The organism is Enterobacter sp. 61D5 (assembly GCF_034107965.1).
In the GTDB taxonomy this organism is placed as follows: Bacteria; Pseudomonadota; Gammaproteobacteria; order Enterobacterales; family Enterobacteriaceae; genus Enterobacter; species Enterobacter cloacae_M.
In genome coordinates this window covers 275,184-293,384 of the sequence record NZ_JAWNFK010000004.1, presented here as the reverse complement: position 1 = coordinate 293,384, position 18,201 = coordinate 275,184, and the positions used below count along the sequence as shown (strand labels likewise).

The 18,201-nt window shown below is 55.5% G+C and carries 15 protein-coding genes; 1 reads left to right on the top strand and 14 read right to left on the bottom strand.

Translation table 11 applies throughout. The features are described from left to right. The first annotated feature begins 23 nt into the window (after positions 1–23). A complete protein-coding gene (locus UTM25_RS04300; protein WP_033146077.1) occupies positions 24–1,028 on the top strand; it encodes a chemotaxis protein in 1,005 nt (334 codons plus the stop codon). Between the two features lie 104 nt (positions 1,029–1,132). Here UTM25_RS04300 and nuoN read toward each other — a convergent pair whose 3' ends face one another. From nuoN to lrhA, 14 genes are all read right to left on the bottom strand, one after another. Continuing rightward, on the bottom strand, positions 1,133–2,590 hold the full coding sequence (gene nuoN, locus UTM25_RS04295; protein WP_023312531.1) for an NADH-quinone oxidoreductase subunit NuoN: 1,458 nt from the start codon (positions 2,588–2,590) through the stop codon (positions 1,133–1,135). Positions 2,591–2,596: 6 nt separating this feature from the next. Then, positions 2,597–4,126 (bottom strand): NADH-quinone oxidoreductase subunit M, encoded by a 1,530-nt coding sequence (gene nuoM / locus UTM25_RS04290; RefSeq protein WP_023312532.1) that lies wholly within the window; start codon positions 4,124–4,126, stop codon positions 2,597–2,599. 76 nt (positions 4,127–4,202) lie between these two features. Continuing rightward, on the bottom strand, positions 4,203–6,044 hold the full coding sequence (gene nuoL, locus UTM25_RS04285; RefSeq protein WP_014884634.1) for an NADH-quinone oxidoreductase subunit L: 1,842 nt from the start codon (positions 6,042–6,044) through the stop codon (positions 4,203–4,205). Next, complete coding sequence (gene nuoK, locus UTM25_RS04280; RefSeq protein ID WP_003861496.1) at positions 6,041–6,343, bottom strand: NADH-quinone oxidoreductase subunit NuoK; 303 nt, start codon at positions 6,341–6,343, stop codon at positions 6,041–6,043. The genes nuoL and nuoK overlap by 4 nt, the downstream gene beginning before the upstream one ends. Beyond that, positions 6,340–6,894 carry an NADH-quinone oxidoreductase subunit J gene (gene nuoJ / locus UTM25_RS04275; RefSeq protein WP_023312534.1) on the bottom strand — a complete coding sequence of 185 codons (555 nt, stop codon included), beginning with the start codon at positions 6,892–6,894 and terminating at the stop codon, positions 6,340–6,342. Before nuoJ ends, nuoK begins: the two co-directional genes overlap by 4 nt. A 10-nt stretch (positions 6,895–6,904) precedes the next feature. Further along, positions 6,905–7,447, bottom strand: a complete 543-nt coding sequence (gene nuoI / locus UTM25_RS04270; RefSeq protein WP_003861491.1) for an NADH-quinone oxidoreductase subunit NuoI — start codon at positions 7,445–7,447, stop codon at positions 6,905–6,907. A 13-nt stretch (positions 7,448–7,460) separates the two neighbouring features. Then, positions 7,461–8,438 carry an NADH-quinone oxidoreductase subunit NuoH gene (gene nuoH, locus UTM25_RS04265; RefSeq protein WP_008500211.1) on the bottom strand — a complete coding sequence of 326 codons (978 nt, stop codon included), beginning with the start codon at positions 8,436–8,438 and terminating at the stop codon, positions 7,461–7,463. Then, positions 8,435–11,158: an NADH-quinone oxidoreductase subunit NuoG gene (gene nuoG / locus UTM25_RS04260; RefSeq protein WP_194400384.1), complete on the bottom strand. Its 2,724-nt coding sequence runs from the start codon at positions 11,156–11,158 to the stop codon at positions 8,435–8,437. The genes nuoH and nuoG overlap by 4 nt, the downstream gene beginning before the upstream one ends. A 55-nt stretch (positions 11,159–11,213) precedes the next feature. Continuing rightward, positions 11,214–12,551 carry an NADH-quinone oxidoreductase subunit NuoF gene (nuoF, locus tag UTM25_RS04255; RefSeq protein WP_023312536.1) on the bottom strand — a complete coding sequence of 446 codons (1,338 nt, stop codon included), beginning with the start codon at positions 12,549–12,551 and terminating at the stop codon, positions 11,214–11,216. Further along, positions 12,548–13,048 (bottom strand): NADH-quinone oxidoreductase subunit NuoE, encoded by a 501-nt coding sequence (nuoE, locus tag UTM25_RS04250; RefSeq protein ID WP_006176513.1) that lies wholly within the window; start codon positions 13,046–13,048, stop codon positions 12,548–12,550. The genes nuoF and nuoE overlap by 4 nt, the downstream gene beginning before the upstream one ends. A 2-nt stretch (positions 13,049–13,050) precedes the next feature. Beyond that, positions 13,051–14,853 (bottom strand): NADH-quinone oxidoreductase subunit C/D, encoded by a 1,803-nt coding sequence (gene nuoC / locus UTM25_RS04245; protein ID WP_194400382.1) that lies wholly within the window; start codon positions 14,851–14,853, stop codon positions 13,051–13,053. An 89-nt stretch (positions 14,854–14,942) separates the two neighbouring features. Then, entirely contained in the window at positions 14,943–15,617 is a 675-nt protein-coding gene (gene nuoB / locus UTM25_RS04240; protein WP_003861482.1) for an NADH-quinone oxidoreductase subunit NuoB, read from the bottom strand. Between the two features lie 15 nt (positions 15,618–15,632). After that, positions 15,633–16,073: an NADH-quinone oxidoreductase subunit NuoA gene (gene nuoA, locus UTM25_RS04235; RefSeq protein ID WP_014171000.1), complete on the bottom strand. Its 441-nt coding sequence runs from the start codon at positions 16,071–16,073 to the stop codon at positions 15,633–15,635. Between the two features lie 631 nt (positions 16,074–16,704). After that, a complete protein-coding gene (lrhA, locus tag UTM25_RS04230; RefSeq protein ID WP_047174162.1) occupies positions 16,705–17,643 on the bottom strand; it encodes a transcriptional regulator LrhA in 939 nt (312 codons plus the stop codon). Between the last annotated feature and the right edge of the window lie 558 nt (positions 17,644–18,201).

The window sequence follows — 18,201 nt, the reverse complement described above, 5'->3', positions numbered from 1 at the left end:
TCAGCATTTCTCTCGAGGGTAGAATGGATAATTTCCAGAAAGATATTGATGACAGGGCGAATCTGACCCTGTCGAACCGTTTTGAACTGTTGCTGTTCCGTCTTGGCACCTCTCTGAACGAAAATAAATCCGAGCTGTTTGGCATTAACGTCTTTAAGCTGCGTGAAATTGTGCCGATGCCGGAGTTCACGAAACCCGCCGGGATGAAATCGCCGCTGATGGGAATGGTGAATATTCGCGATCAGGTGATCCCGGTGATTGACCTGGCCGCCGTGGCGGGCTGTAAGCCCACCACCGGGCTGAACATCCTGCTGATCACCGAATATGCGCGCAGCGTGCAGGCGTTTGCCGTGGAATCGGTTGAGAACATCATGCGTCTGGACTGGAAGCAGGTGCATGCGGCGGAAACCGCCGTCAGCGGTCGCTACATCACCAGCATCGCGTGTCTTGACGAGAAGACCGATACCAACGATCTGGCGATGGTGCTGGACGTTGAGCAGATCCTGTATGACATCACCCCGGCCAATCACGATCTGCACGCCACGAATCTGAAGACCACCAAATTCCATATCAAGCCAGGCGCTGTCGCCATCGTTGCAGAAGATTCCAAGGTGGCGCGATCGATGCTGGAGAAAGGTCTGCAGGCGATGGAGATCCCCGCGCAGCTGCATATCACCGGCAAAGACGCGTGGGAGAAAATTGGCGTGCTGGCCGCACAGGCGCAGGCTGAAGGGGTTCCCATCACCGATAAGATCGCTCTGGTGCTGACCGACCTCGAAATGCCGGAGATGGACGGTTTTACGCTGACGCGCAAAATCAAAACCGATCCGATATTGAAGGACATTCCGGTAGTGATCCACTCTTCCCTTTCCGGCAACGCCAACGAAGACCATATTCGCAAGGTGAAGGCGGACGGATATGTGGCGAAGTTTGAGCTGAACGAGCTGTCGTCGGTGATTGAGGAAGTGCTGGATCGCTCGATGAAGAAGATTGACGGGCCTTTAATTAGCAGGAAGCAGCTGGCTTAGTCGGGTGGCGCAACGCTTACCCGACCTACAAAACCCGTAGGCCCTGCAAGCGTAGCGCCGCTGGGCAAACCATAAAAAAACCCGCCGAGGCGGGTTTTTTGTTTTTACATCAGCGGCATCGCTCGCTGCACGATATCAATCAGCGGCTGCGGATAGATACCGAAGATCAGCACCAGCAGTGCGGAGATAAGCACGACGATACCACCGGCGCTGTACTGCCAGTTGGTTGGGGCATCACGGTTGAGCTGCTGAGGCGCGCTCAGGTACAGGCTCACGGCCACGCGCAGGTAGTAGTAGAGACCAATCGCGGAGCCGATAACCACGCCCGCAGTCAGCCACCACAGGTGCGCCTGCACACCGACGGCCAGCACGTAGAACTTACCGATGAAGCCAAGCGTCATCGGGATACCTGCCAGAGAGAGCATCATCACGGTCATTACCGCGGACAGGATCGGACGGTGCCAGAACAGACCACGGTAGGAGAACAGTGAATCGGCATCCGGGCCACGGTACGGGCTGGACATCAGGCTCACCACGCCGAAGGCGCCGAGACTGCTGAACAGGTAACCGGCCAGATACACGCCCACGGTTTCCATCGACATCTCGCCGCTCTGCAGCGCAATCAGCGCCACCATCAGGTAGCCCAGATGAGAGATAGACGAGTAGCCCAGCAGACGCTTGATGTTGGTCTGGCTCAGCGCCATCAGGTTACCGAAGATGATGGAGACGAACGCGATAATGCCCAGCACCACGCGAACCGCTTCGCTGTCACCCACAGGCGCGTACAGGAACAGACGCATGACCACACCGAAGATAGCGATCTTGCTCGCCGTCGCCAGGAAGGTCGACACCGGAGCCGGAGCGCCCTGGTAGACGTCTGGCGTCCACAGGTGGAACGGCACCAGAGAGAGTTTGAAGCCGAGGCCAACAATCATCATGCCCAGACCTGCCAGCAGCAGCGGCTCATGCAGCATGCCGTCACCGAGGCTCTTGCCGAGCGCCATGAAAGAGAGGTTACCGGACTGTGCGTACAGCAGCGCAATACCAAACAGCAGGAACGAGGACGCAGCAGCAGACAGAATGGTGTACTTGATACTTGCTTCCAGGGAGCGCTTCTGACGGAAGGCGTAACCAATCAGGCCGAACAGCGGCAGAGAGATCAGCTCAATACCGAGGAACAGCGCGGCCAGGTGGTTCGCATTCGCCAGCAGAATGCCGCCCAGCGCGGCAATCAGAACCAGCAGGTAAAACTCTTCTTTATTGTCGTTGTAGCCTTCGAGCCACGGGTACGCAAAGGTACAGGTTGCCAGGCTCGCCAGCAGCACCAGACCGGTATACAGCATGGCGTAACCGTCAACGCGCATCAGCGGCGTGACGTCCATTGCCCCACCCTGGCCAACAAACCAGAGAGAGACTAACGCGGCGTTCAGGCCGATGACCGACAGCGTGGCATTCAGGAAGTGATTGCGTCGCCACGCAATGGAGAGCATCACAACCACCACCGTCAATCCGACGATCAGCAGCGGTAGCAGCGCGATCAGTTGTTGTGGAGTTATTGTCATGGCGAATTACGGCCTTGTAGTAGAAGCAGAATTAACAAACCACTGCTGGATGTTACCCATCGCGCTATGCGAGGTATCCAGAATCGGCTGCGGGAAGAAGCCCAGCAGCACCAGCAGTACGACCAGCAGCAGGATGATGAACAGCTCACGCAGCGACATCCCCGGCAGTTCTTGTGCAGCAATTTCGCTCTTCGCTTTACCGAAGTAGGCGCGATGCAGCATCGCCAGCGAGTACACGGAAGCGAACACCAGACCAAAGGTGGAGATCACGGTAATCACCGGTACCACTTTGAAGCTGCCGAACAGAATCATAAATTCGCCGACGAAGTTACCGGTACCCGGCATCCCCAGGGTAGCCACCGCGAAGAACATGGACAGCGCTGGCAGCCACTTAATTTTGCTCCACAGGCCTCCCATCATACGCATGTCGCGGGTATGCAGACGTTCGTACAGCTGACCGCACAGGATGAAGAGGCCGGCTGCGGACAGACCGTGCGCAATCATCTGGATCACCGCGCCCTGGTACGCCAGCTGGCTGCCGGTGTAGATAGCAATCAGCACGAAGCCCATGTGGGAAACGGATGTGTAGGCAATCAGACGCTTAATGTCGTACTGCGTGAAGGCCATCCAGGCACCGTAGAAGATACCGATCACACCCAGCCACATGGCAATCGGTGCGAACTCTGCGGAGGCATTCGGGAACAGCGGCAGTGCGAAACGCAGCAGACCATAGGCGGCCGTTTTCAGCAAGATGCCCGCCAGGTCAACGGAACCCGCCGTTGGTGCCTGAGAGTGCGCGTCTGGCAGCCAGCCGTGCAGCGGAACGACCGGCATTTTCACCGCGAACGCGATGAAGAAGCCCAGCATCAGCAGGTATTCAACGCCGTGGGACATTGGCGTCTTCAGCAGATCTTCGTAGTTGAAGGTCCAGGTACCGGTCGCGTTGTGGTGAACAAACACCAGCGCCAGAATAGCAATCAGCATCACCAGACCACTCGCCTGGGTATAGATGAAGAACTTGGTTGCCGCCGTGATACGCGTTTTACCGTCGGACGCCTTGTGGCCCCACAGCGCGATCAGGAAGTACATCGGCACCAGCATCATCTCCCAGAAGAAGAAGAACAGGAACATGTCGATGGCAAGGAACACGCCGATCACGCCGCCCAGGATCCACATCAGGTTCAGGTGGAAGAAGCCCTGGTATTTTTCGATTTCTCGCCAGGAGCAAAGTACCGCCAGAACGCCGAGCAGACCGGTCAGCACCACCATCAGCAGCGACAGACCGTCAATCGCCAGGTGGATCGTAATGCCGAAACGAGGGATCCACGGCAGAATGAACTCAGACTGCCACTGCGGAATGCCCGCAGACTGGGTCAGTGAGTAACCGCCCTGCAACCACAGTTGCAGGCCAAGCGCGAGCGTCAATCCCATGGTGATCAGCGCGATCCAGCGCGGCATCTTCACGCCAAAGCGTTCAGTCTGCCAGCACAGGAAGCCGCCGATGAAGGGAATTAATATTAGCCAGGGTAGTAACATGGCGATTTACATTCCTTTTTAAGGCCCCCAGCAGGGGCCTGATTTTCAACGAATTCGAATAAAATTCACTTAACGATCAACGCAACACCATCAGCAGCGCCAGCACGACAACCGCACCAATGCTCATGGACGCCACATACCAGCGCAGGTAACCGTTCTCGCTGTACAGCAGGCCTTTACCTGCAAAGCGAGAAAGGATCGCCGGGATATTCATCAGGCTGTTCAGTGGGTCGCGCTTCAGCAGCCACGCAATGCCCAGGAACGGCTTAACGAAGATCATGTCGTACAGCCAGTCGAAGCCCCACGCGTTGTACCACCAGGTGCCCAGCAGACGGCCCGGCGCGCTGTTGGCAACGGCAGTCACCAGCGTGCGTTTGCCCAGCCACAGCCATGCAGCGATCAGGATGCCCGCGATAGCGACCACACCGGAGGTGATTTCAAGCGTCAGAACGCGACCGTGCTCAAGCTCGGTGGTGTCTGGCAGTACGCCCTGCAGCGGTGGCACAATCATCGCGCCAACGAAGGTGGACAGTACCAGCAGCACAATCAGCGGCAGGTGGTGGGTAATCCCCTTCCCTGCGTGAGCGTGAATTTGTTCTTTACCGTGGAATACGATGAAAATCATACGGAAGGTATACAGGGAGGTCATGAACGCACCGACCAGACCCGCAACCATCAGATTGATATGACCATTCGCCATGGCACCCGCAAGGATTTCGTCCTTACTGAAGAAGCCCGCGGTGATCAGCGGCAGTGCCGCCAGCGCCGCGCCGCCCACCAGGAAGCAGACATAAACCAGCGGAATGGACTTACGCAGCCCGCCCATCTTGAAGATATTCTGCTCGTGATGGCAGGCCAGAATCACGGAACCGGATGAGAGGAAAAGCAGCGCTTTAAAGAACGCGTGCGTCATCAGGTGGAAAATTGCCGCGTCCCACGCCTGAACGCCCAGCGCCAGGAACATGTAACCAATCTGGCTCATGGTGGAGTACGCGAGAACGCGTTTGATGTCGGTCTGCACCAGCGCGGCAAAGCCTGCCAGCACCAGGGTGACCGCACCGACGATACCCACCAGATGCAGAATTTCCGGGGTCATCAGGAACAGGCCATGGGTACGCGCAATCAGGTAGACACCGGCGGTTACCATGGTCGCGGCGTGGATCAGCGCGGAGACAGGGGTTGGACCCGCCATCGCGTCGGCCAGCCATGTCTGCAACGGCAGCTGCGCGGATTTACCCACGGCGCCACCCAGCAGCATCAGCGTAGCCCACCACAGCATGTTGTTGCCTGCAGCGAAGTGCGCCGGCGCCAGTTCCACCATTTCGCGGAAGTTCAGCGTGCCCAGTTCGTTGTAAAGAATGAACAGCGCGAAAGCGAGGAAGACGTCACCCACGCGGGTCACAACGAACGCTTTCATGGCCGCTGCGCCATTCTTCGGATCGGTGTAGTAGAAACCGATCAGCAGGTAAGAACACAGACCTACGCCTTCCCAGCCCAGATACATCAGCAGCAGGTTATCGGCCAGGACCAGAACCACCATGCTGGCGATAAACAGGTTGGTGTAGGCGAAGAAGCGGGAATAACCCTCTTCACCGCGCATGTACCAGGAGGCGAACATGTGGATCAGGAAGCCAACGCCGGTGACCACGGAGAGCATGGTCAGCGAGAGGCCGTCCAGCACCAGATTGAAGCCGATGTTGAAATCACCGACCGACATCCACGTCCACAGCGGCACGCTGAAAGGCTGACGCCCGTTGTTAAAGAAATCGATACCCGCATACGCCGTTACCAGCGCAGCCAGACCGATGGAGCCAATGCCCACGGTTGCAGACAGATTCTCAGACCAGCGGCCGCGAGAAAACGCCAGCAGCACGAAGCCAATCAGCGGAAAAATAATGGTTAAGGCAAGCATGTTCATCCACGCAACTCACTTACTGAATCGATGTTCAGGTTCTGGCGGCGACGATGGAGCTGCAGCAACAGCGCCAGGCCAATACTCGCTTCGGCGGCCGCGAGGCTGATGGCGAGAATGTACATCACCTGACCATCGGTCTGGCCCCAGTAGCTTCCGGCGACCACGAAGGCCAGCGCGGAGGCGTTAATCATGATTTCCAGACCGATCAGCATAAACAGCAGATTGCGGCGGATAACCAGACCGGTCAAACCCAGAACGAATAAAATCGCAGCGAGGATCAGTCCATGTGTTAAGGGGATCATGCGCGCTCCTCCGTTTTTCTTTTCGCGCGGTCGTCAGTGCGGTTGCTCAGCACCTCGCCAGCACGCTCTTCGCGGCCAACGTGGAAAGCAACAACCAGACCTGCCAGCAGCAGCATTGAGGCCAGTTCAACCGCCAGAACGTATGGGCCAAAGAGCGTGATACCGACCTCTTTAGCGCCGATCGGCGTGCCGTCGATGCCCTGATCGTTGACGCCCAGAATGGCGTAAACAATCACCGCCAGCATGATGGCCGACAAAATTGCCGGACCAATCCACACCTGCGGTTTTAACCACTGACGTTCCTGCTCAATTTCAGAGCCGCCCAGGTTCAGCATCATCACCACGAACACGAACAGCACCATGATGGCCCCGGCGTAGACGATGATTTCCAGCGCACCGGCGAAGTGCGCGCCCAGTGCGAAGAACACCCCGGAAATGGCCAGCAGCGAGATGATTAAGTACAGCAGCGCATGCACCGGATTGGTGTGCGTAATCACTCGCAGCGTAGCCAGGATGGCGATAAGGCCACAGATATAAAAAGCGAATTCCATTGCCCTCTCCTTACGGTAACAGGCTCTTGACGTCGATAGGCTTAGCTTCGTTCTCTGCTTCGCCCTTATCTTTGCCGTCGATTGCCATACCCGCCATCCGGTAGAAGTTATATTCCGGGTATTTGCCCGGACCGGAAATCAGCAGATCCTCTTTCTCGTACACCAGGTCCTGACGTTTGTACTCACCCAGCTCGAAGTCTGGAGTCAGCTGAATCGCCGTGGTTGGGCACGCTTCTTCACACAGACCGCAGAAGATGCAGCGTGAGAAGTTGATGCGGAAGAACTCAGGGTACCAGCGGCCGTCTACCGTCTCGGCTTTCTGCAGAGAGATACAGCCTACCGGGCACGCTACCGCACACAGGTTACAGGCAACGCAGCGCTCGGAACCGTCCGGGTCGCGCGTCAGCACGATACGGCCACGGTAGCGCGGCGGCAGATATACCGGCTCTTCCGGGTACATCCGGGTTTCGCGTTTGGCAAACGCGTGCAGGCCGATCATCCAGATACTGCGTACCTGGGTACCAAAGCCCACCAGTAATTCTTTTAAGGTCATGGTCTATTGCCCCTTATGGCTGCTGCCAGAGAATGACAGCGGCCGTTACCAACAAGTTGACGAGCGTCAGCGGCAGGCACACTTTCCAGCCGAAGGACATTACCTGGTCATAACGCGGACGCGGTAACGCTGCGCGAATCAAAATGAACATCATCATGAAGAACGCGGTTTTCAGCGCGAACCAGATGAACGGCGGTAAGAACGGGCCATGCCAGCCACCGAAGAACAGTGTTACCATCAACGCGGAAATGGTGACGATACCGATGTACTCGCCCACGAAGAACAGACCGAATTTCATACCGGAATATTCAATGTGGTAACCGTCGGCCAGTTCCTGTTCGGCTTCTGGCTGGTCAAACGGGTGACGGTGACATACCGCCACGCCCGCGATGGCAAAGGTAATAAACCCAAAGAACTGCGGGATAACGTTCCAGATGTCAGCCTGGTTGTTGACGATGTCGGTCATGTTGAATGAACCGGCCTGCGCCACCACGCCCATCAGGGAGAGACCCAGGAACACTTCGTAGCTCAGCGTCTGCGCGGAAGCACGCATCGCACCCAGCAGCGAGTATTTGTTGTTACTGGACCAGCCTGCGAACAGCACCGCGTAAACCGCGAGGCCTGCCATCATCAGGAAGAACAGAATGCCAATGTTCAGGTCAGCGACCACCCAGGTCGGGCTGACCGGAACGATAGCAAACGCCAGCAGCAGCGAGGTGAAGGCGATCATCGGTGCCAGAGTAAAGATCACGCGGTCAGAGAAGCGCGGGATCCAGTCCTCTTTAAAGAACATCTTGATCATGTCCGCGACCAGCTGGAGTGAACCACCCCAGCCCACGCGGTTCGGTCCGTAACGGTTCTGGAACAGACCGAGCAGACGACGTTCACCAAAGCTCATGAACGCGCCGCAGGTAACCACCACCAGCAGAATAACAATCGCTTTCAGAATGCTCAGCAGGATGTCGATAAGATCCGGCGTTAACCAACTCATGCTTTTGCCTCCTGCAGATTATCAAGACGCGCACCCGCCAGAACCGGCGCGATGCCAGGCATACCCATCGGCAGACCCACCTGCCCTGCTGTCAGACCTTCGGAGATAATCAGCGGCAGGCTGATTGTCTGGCCGTCATAGCTAAAGGCAATGTTTGCGCCCGCGTTTACGCCAAGCTTCGCGGCATCCGCCGGGTTGAGCTTGATGTACGGCTGCGGCATGCGGGTCTGGAAGACCGGTGAACGCTGGGACAGCTCGTCGCTACCGAACAGATGGTAGTACGGCGCGATACGCCAGCTGCCATCCTGCGCCTGGAAGCTCGCCGGTACGGTGGTGAAGAAGTCCAGACCGGTTTCGGAGGCTTCGATCAGACGTACGCCCGGATCGCCGTGGCGCAGGGAGCCACCCACTTCAGCCTGGAACTTGTTCCATGCCTGCGGGGAGTTCCAGCCCGGTGCCCATGCGAATGGGATTTGCGAACGCGGCGCAGACGGCTGGTTGTTCCCTTCCATGGAGAAGGCAAACATGGTGTCTTTATCCTGCGGCTGGCGCGGTTCGTGCACGCTGATGTTGGCGCGCATCGCGGTACGGCCGCTGTAGCGGTGCGGTTCACGCGCCAGTTTCTGGCCGCGAATGCGGAAGCTTGCTTCAGGTGCGGCATCTTTAATGCCTGCCAGCTGAGGCAGTTTTTCCACTACCGCGTCGATAACGTGATCGAGCTGCGTCCAGTCCACTTCACGGCTCTGCACGGTGCTGTGCAGGGAGTGCAGCCAGCGCCAGCTTTCCAGCATCACGGTGTTGCTGTCGTAGTACGCCGGGTCATAAACCTGGAAGAAACGCTGGGCGCGACCTTCGTTGTTGATAACGGTACCGTCGCTTTCCGCGAAGCTTGCCGCAGAGAGCACCAGGTGCGCTTTGTCCATGATCGCAGTGCGCTGATGGTCAATGACCATCACCAGCGGCGCTTTGGAGAGCGCGGCGTCAACGCGAGCAGCAGAGGCGTGGCGATGAAGGTCGTTTTCCAGCACCACAACGGCGTCAGCGGCACCGGATTCCAGTTCGCTTAACGCTGCTTCCAGCGAGCCGCCACCGATCATGCCCAGACCGATGCTGTTTACCGCACGGGCAATCATGGTCACACCGACGTCCGCACCGCGGCCTTTAAGGGCTTTGGCAACGTTTGCTGCCGCCTGAATGATCTCCGCGCTGCCGGCGTTGGTACCGGAAATAATCAGCGGTTTCTTCGCACCTGCCAGGGCCTGAACAATCACGTCAACCTTGTTTTGCAGGTCGCGATCCAGCTCTACGGCCGGCGAGTTGTTGTCCAGCGCGTGGGCAATCGCAAAGCCGAGGCGAGCCTGATCTTCAACCGGTGCGCAGTAAGTCCACGCCGCGATATCGTCCAGACGGGTGTTGTCGACGTTGGTCACAAACAGAGGATGCTTCGCGCGCTGGCCGATGTTCAGGATCGCCGCAATCTGCCAGTCAGCCACTTTCTGCGCCGCTGCCATTTCACGTGCTTTACCCTTCACCGCCTGACGAACCGCCAGAGCCGCACGTGCGCCCGTCTGCGTCAGGTCTTCACCCAGCACCAGGACCGCATCATAAGATTCGATTTCGCGCAGCGCTGGGGTATGAATACCGCCTTCACGCAGCACTTTCAGTACCAGCTGCAGACGTTCCTGCTCGCCCTGAGCGATACCGGTATAGAAGTTTTCCGATCCAACCAGCTCGCGCAGCGCGAAGTTGCTTTCGATGCTGGCACGCGGGGAGCCGATACCGATCACTTTCTTCGACTGACGCAGAATATCTGCTGCGCCCTGCATCGCCTGCTCAGCGTTCAGGGTAATGAAGTCGTCGCCACGGCGCTGAACCGGCTGACGCGGACGGTCTTTCAGGTTCACATAGCCATAGCCGAAACGACCGCGGTCGCACAGGAAGTAGTGGTTAACGGTGCCGTTGTAACGGTTTTCAATACGACGCAGCTCGCCGTAACGCTCACCCGGGCTGGTGTTACAGCCGAGGGAACATTGCTGGCAGATGCTTGGCGCAAACTGCATGTCCCATTTGCGGTTGTAACGCTCGGAGTGAGTTTTATCCGTGAATACGCCGGTCGGGCAGATTTCTACCAGGTTACCGGAGAATTCGCTTTCCAGCGTACCGTCTTCCGGACGACCGAAGTAGACATTATCGTGCGCGCCATATACGCCCAGATCCTGACCGTCTGCGTAGTCTTTGTAGTAACGCACGCAGCGGTAGCAGGCGATGCAGCGGTTCATTTCGTGAGAGATGAACGGCCCCAGGTCCTGGTTACGATGGGTACGCTTGGTAAAGCGATAGCGACGGAAGCTGTGGCCGGTCATCACGGTCATATCCTGAAGGTGGCAGTTACCGCCCTCTTCACAGACCGGACAGTCGTGCGGGTGGTTGGTCATCAACCATTCCACAACGCTTTCGCGGAACTGTTTGGCTTCTTCGTCATCAATCGAAATAAAAGTGCCTTCGGTGGCTGGCGTCATACAGGACATCACCAGGCGACCACGCGTGTCTTCCGCGTTTTGATATTGCTTCACCGCACACTGGCGGCAAGCACCGACGCTGCCCAGCGCCGGATGCCAGCAAAAGTACGGAATATCGAGGCCAAGAGACAGACAAGCTTCCAGCAGGTTGTCCGCCCCGTTGACTTCGTATTCTTTGCCGTCTACATGAATCGTAGCCATTAGCATGCTTCCAGTTGGCTCGGTCGAAACCGAGCGTTAATCAAAATTCTTGTCGTTACCAGCGCGCTTTAAGCAGGTTCGGCTGAATCCCATTAATCGCATGGGTATTACTGAACGGCTGCTTGATGCCTGCTTCGAACTCGTCGCGGAAATATTTGATCGCGCTCTGCAGCGGTTCGACGGCACCTGGTGCGTGGGCACAGAAGGTTTTACCCGGGCCTAAGAATCGACACAGTTGCTCAAGCGTCTCGATATCCCCAGGCTGGCCTTCGCCACGTTCGATTGCACGCAGGATCTTCACGCTCCACGGCAGACCATCACGGCACGGTGTACACCAGCCGCAGGACTCGCGGGCGAAGAACTCTTCCAGGTTACGCACCAGCGAGACCATGCCGATCTCGTGGTCGACGGCCATCGCCAGTGCCGTACCCAGACGGCTGCCTGCTTTACCAATGCTTTCGAATTCCATTGGCAGGTCAAGGTGGGCTTCGGTCAGGAAGTCTGTCCCTGCCCCACCCGGCTGCCAGGCTTTGAATTTCAGTCCATCACGCATGCCGCCGGCATAATCTTCAAGAATTTCACGTGCGGTGGTACCGAACGGCAGTTCCCAGACGCCAGGATTTTTAACGCGACCGGAGAAGCCCATCAGCTTGGTACCGGCATCTTTGCTTGAGGAGATGCCCTGATACCACTCCACGCCGTTGGCGAGGATAGCCGGAACGTTACACAGGGTTTCAACGTTGTTTACGCAGGTCGGTTTACCCCATACGCCGGAGCTTGCCGGGAACGGTGGCTTGGAACGCGGGTTCGCGCGGCGGCCTTCCAGGGAGTTAATCAGCGCGGTTTCTTCACCGCAGATATAACGCCCTGCGCCGGTGTGCACGAACAGTTCAAAGTCAAAGCCGGTACCCAGGATGTTTTTACCCAGCAGCCCCGCTTCGGTGGCTTCAGCAATCGCGCGACGCAGGTTTTCCGCCGCTTCGATGTACTCACCGCGCAGGAAGATGTAGCCACGGTAGGCTTTCAGCGCAAACGCGGAGATCAGCATGCCTTCCACCAGCAGGTGCGGTAGCTGTTCCATCAGCAGGCGGTCTTTATAGGTGCCCGGCTCCATTTCATCGGCGTTACACAGCAGGTAACGGATGTTCATGGATTCGTCTTTCGGCATCAGGCTCCACTTCAGACCGGTGGAGAAGCCCGCACCGCCGCGACCTTTCAGGCCGGAGTCTTTCACCGCGTTAACGATGTCATCCGGCGCCATGCCGCCAAGGGCTTTACGCGCGCCGGCATAGCCGTTTTTGCTCTGGTATTCGTCGAGCCATACCGGCTGTTTGTCATCGCGCAGACGCCAGGTCAGCGGATGCGTCTCAGCAGTACGAATTACAGTTTTCATTTGTACTGCTCCAGCAGGTCAGGAATCGCTTCCGGCGTCAGATGGCTGTGAGTGTCCTCATCAATCATCATGGTCGGCCCCTTGTCGCAGTTACCCAGGCAGCAGGTTGGCAGCAGGGTAAAGCGTCCATCGAACGTGGTCTGGCCCGGCTTGATATTGAGCTTTTTCTCAATCGCAGCCTGAATGCCCTGATAACCGGTGATGTGGCAGACAACGCTGTCACAGTAGCGGATCACATGGCGGCCTACCGGCTGACGGAAGATCTGGCTGTAGAACGTGGCGACGCCTTCTACGTCACTTGCCGGAATACCCAGCACTTTCGCGATCTCATAGATCGCCCCATCCGGCACCCAACCACGCTGTTTCTGTACGATTTTCAGCGCTTCAATGGACGCCGCACGCGGGTCTTCGTAGTGGTGCATCTCGTGCTCAATGGCGGCACGTTCTGCTTCACTCAGCTCAAAAGCCTCGGTTTGTGGTTGTTGATTCTCGTGCATAATTAGCGGTCCACATCTGACATAACAAAATCGATACTACCCAGATACACAATCAGGTCGGAGACCAGACTGCCGCGGATGGCGGACGGGATCTGCTGCAGGTGCGCAAAGCTCGGCGTACGCACGCGGGTACGGTAGCTCATGGTGCTGCCGTCACTGGTCAGGTAGTAACTGTTAATACCCTTGGTCGCTTCAATCATCTGGAAGGATTCTTGCGCCGGCATGACCGGACCCCATGAAACCTGCAGGAAGTGGGTGATCAGGGTTTCGATATGTTGCAGCGTGCGCTCTTTCGGTGGCGGCGTCGTCAGCGGGTGATCCGCCTTGAACGGGCCTTCCGGCATGTTGTTGAGGCACTGCTCAAGGATGCGCAGACTCTGGCGCAGTTCTTCCACTTTCAGCATCACGCGGGTGTAGCAGTCGGAAACACCGCCGCCCACCGGGACTTCAAAGTCGAAGTTCTCGTAGCCAGAGTAAGGACGCGCTTTACGCACGTCGAAATCAATACCGGTCGCACGCAGACCTGCACCTGTCGTACCCCACTCCAGCGCTTCTTTCGCGCCGTAGGCAGCAACGCCCTGGGAACGGCCTTTCAGGATGGTGTTACGCAGCGCGGCTTTCTCGTATGACGCCAGACGTTTTGGCATCCAGTCGAGGAATTCACGCAGCAGACGGTCCCAGCCGCGCGGCAGATCGTGTGCCACACCGCCGATACGGAACCAGGCCGGGTGCATACGGAAACCGGTAATCGCTTCCACCAGATCGTAGATTTTCTGACGGTCGGTAAAGGCGAAGAAGACCGGGGTCATCGCGCCGACGTCCTGAATGAACGTGGAGATGTACAGCAGGTGGCTGTTGATACGGAACAGTTCTGACAGCATAACGCGAATCACGTTAACGCGATCCGGCGTAACGATACCCGCCAGTTTCTCAACGGCCAGCACGTATGGCATTTCGTTGACGCAGCCGCCGAGGTACTCGATACGGTCGGTATACGGAATGTAGCTGTGCCAGGACTGACGCTCGCCCATTTTCTCAGCACCACGGTGGTGGTAGCCGATGTCCGGAACGCAGTCGACAATCTCTTCGCCATCAAGCTGAAGAATAATACGGAATGCACCGTGCGCAGACGGGTGGTTTGGACCGAGGTTGAGGAACATGAAGTCCTCGTTGTCGGTACCGCGCTTCATGCCCCAGTCTTCCGGTTTGAAGGTCAGCGCTTCCATTTCCAGATCCTGTTTGGCTTTGGTCAGCTCAAACGGATCGAATTCGGTTGCACGTGCAGGGTAGTCTTTACGCAGCGGGTGGCCGGTCCAGGTCGGCGGCATCATGATGCGCGTCAGATGCGGGTGGCCGTCGAAGGTCATGCCGAACATTTCCCAGGTTTCACGCTCATACCAGTTCGCGTTCGGGAAAAGTTTGGTGATCGTCGGCAGATGCATGTCGTTTTCAGACAATGCCACCTTGAGCATGATATCCGTATTACGGTCTATTGAGATCAGGTGGTAGAAAACGGAAAAATCCGCAGCAGGGAGACCCTGGCGGTGGGTACGCAGACGTTCATCCATGCCGTGTAAGTCAAACAGCATGACGTACGGTTTTGGCAATTTCTTGAGGAAATCGACAACTTCCAGCAATTGCTCACGCTTCACCCAAACAACGGGTACCCCGGTGCGGGTAGCCTGAACAGTAAAGGCATCCGGCCCAAAACGGTTGCGCAGTTCGCCAATGACTGGGTCATCCAGATGATCCCGGGTCTGCCAGGCGGCTTCTTGCGCGGTTAAGTCGGTCATATTGTTCACCATTGCAAATGGTCCGTGGTGACTGTTGAGCCTGGCTTCGCGCTATTTGAGTAGTGATATGCGAAGGTGTTCTCCAGGCCTACAGGCGCAAATTAAATTTCGTCAGGCGTACGCAGGTTGGTGACGGCAATACGTTCACCACGTTTACGCTCGCGCTCAGACTGCATGTTCGCGCGATACACACCCTGATCGCCAACAACCCACGACAGTGGGCGACGTTCTTTACCGATAGATTCCTGCAGCAGCATCAGCGCCTGCATGTAGGCTTCCGGACGTGGCGGACAACCCGGGATGTACACATCCACTGGGATAAATTTATCTACGCCCTGCACGACGGAATAAATGTCGTACATACCGCCAGAGTTTGCACATGCGCCCATGGAGATAACCCATTTTGGCTCCAGCATCTGGTCATAAAGACGCTGAATAACAGGTGCCATCTTGGTAAAGCACGTACCGGCAACCACCATCAGGTCAGCCTGACGCGGGGAAGCACGGAGTACCTCAGCCCCAAAACGCGCAACGTCATGCACCGCAGTGAATGACGTCACCATTTCAACGTAGCAGCAAGAAAGGCCAAAGTTGTAAGGCCAGATGGAGTTCTTACGACCCCAGTTGACCATATCGTGCATGGCATGTTCGAGCTTGCCCATGTACACGCTTTTATTGACTTCTTGCTCCAGGGGGTCGGTTACGATCTCCTGTTTTTGCAGGGGGTAACGGTCATTCTCACCGTTAGGATCTATGCGGGTGAGCGTATAATCCATCTTATTGCCTCGCTGTTACTGCTGACGATTAGAGATACTGTTTTCCGGGTTGATGTGTTCACGACGTGAACGCGCAGGCGTCCAGTCAAGCGCGCCAATACGCACCAGATAAACCAGACCGGCCAGTAGCACTAAAATGAAAATTGCGGCCTCGACAAAGCCCACCCAACCACTTTCGCGGATGGACGTTGACCATGCGAAAAGGTAAAGCGCTTCCACGTCGAAGATGACGAAGAACATGGCTACCAGATAGAACTTGGCAGACAGGCGTAAGCGAGCGGAACCTACTGAATCAATACCTGATTCGAAAGGTGTGTTTTTGTGCCTTGCACGGGCGCGACCGCCCAGGAACCAGCCGCCGACTAACATCAGGCAGCACAGGCCAATGGCTACAATAAGAAAGATTGCGAATGCCCAGTGATGAGCGATGACTTCTGTGGATGTTGACATACTCATTGCTTACTCATCAAAAGTGATACCAACGACACTGCTCTTGCTGGCAGATGGGCATCACATCGATTCATGGGGAGGAACAAATAACCTTACACTAACTGTCAGAAATGAGACGTAGACAGCAAAATGATGGGGTTTTTTACTCCTTTCTATAACCTATTGTCAACTTTAACAAAGGTTTCTTCACATTAAATTACATCGAGCGATTCTCATTAACATTTGATGCCCTTTAACCCTGGTGGGTGCATGACTTTCCGTCAAATGTATGTTGTTGAATCGTGTCCGTTTCGGAAGTAAAAAAAATAACCCTCCTATTTTGACAGGATTTGCCAACGATTCCTCCCCCCAAATAGGAGTATTTTCTTGATCTGCGACACGCTTTTGTTAATTCAACATGGAAAACGGCAACATATTTCCTGTTTTTTTAACATGAGAGGGATATGGGCGAAGTTAGAACGGAAAACGGACAAGTTTTAAGCAAAAGTATTCAGCTTATTGATAAATAAGAGAGTATCCTGAAAACCCTTGCGCCATAAGCGGGTATTATTGCGTAAAAAAAGCCACTGCATGTGAAAATCACACGAGTGGCTGTTTTTTACACTTACATTTTGTTACCAGAATATTGAGCTATCGATCACTCAAAATCCCCTTCGACGATCAGGGAATCATCCCCCCCTTCGGAGGTAATGCGCTCGAACTGCCAGGGGTTATGGTAGTTTTCCATCGCCTCGAACACCACTTTTGCCAACTCGTTATGGCTGGACGAATTGTGGCAGAGCAGATACTCCGTATCCGGCAGCGCAGGAAGACCATCGGATTTCCCCAGAACGCGCAGATCGGGGCTCATCATCTCTACCGGACGGGCCGTTACGCCCAGACCGGCCTTCACGGCGGCACGAACCGCTGGCAGCGTGGAAGCCACATACGCCAGACGCCACGGAATGTTGGCCTCATTCAGCGCCGTGAGCACCATATCGCGGAACGGGCTCGGGTCATCCAGTAATACCAGCGGAACCGGCTCCCCTTTTTGCAGCACGTATTCGGCTGCGCAATACCAGTGCGTAGGCGATGTGCGCAGCGTCAGGCAATCAAACTGCCCGGGACGATGCGTCGTCACCACCAGGTCGACTTTATGCTCATTTAACATCTCAACCATAAAGGCATTACGCTTTACGCTAACGTCAAGCGCAAGCTTCGGATAAACCGAACTAATACGATTGAGAAGAAACGGCAATATAGTATCCGCTGACTCATCAGATGCGCCTAACGTTAGCACTCCTTGAAGGTTGCTAAACATTAATGACATACATGCTTCATCATTAAAGCGAAGAATTTTCCTGGCATAACCCAGTAGCTGAATACCGTGTTCCGTTAAGAGCTTATTACGCCCGTGACGTGCAAAAAGCTCTTTACCGACCAGCTGCTCCAGCCGCTGCATTTGCTGGCTAACGGCGGACTGAGTTCGGCAAACGGCGGCAGCAGCAGCTGCAAAAGTGTTGAGATCGGCGACCGCAACAAACGTTCTCAGCAGATCGAGGTCGAGATTCATTATCGGACGATTTGCATTTATCATATCTATTCACTTTCAGGTTGCTCGTGCGGAGCTGCCCGGGTTGAAGCTGTGTGTAACAGTTAAGCAATTCCCTCTGAAGGTTTTCCCTCGCATCCCGGCCCGGCAGACTGCCTGACAGATAGTTATTGTGCTGCTTTATATCAACAGTCAGAAAGCACGTTTCATGACGTTATTTTTATTCTCTTAAACGTTCAGGATATTTAGATGTTCGCAGGTTTATGTAAATTACATTAAAGGTATAACACCTTTTCTGCCATCTTTATCGCAGCGCTGTCAACGTAGCAGGAGATGTGCGACACATTCCAGCCAGAGATAACTCCAACAATAACAATCAATTAATTCGAAAAGTCAGTGCCAGATATACAAAATTCTTGCATCTGTTCTCTGCTTTCCTGAAAGACATCTTAACCCAAATCCACTTTATTTATAAGTCTTATTGCAATATTGAGGATTAAAGAAGAATGTTAAGCTTCTAAACTAATTTTATTAAAATTAACTAAAGTTGCATTTTATAGGTTAATAATAAATAAATTTTAATTTAGATTAAGACCATTCATT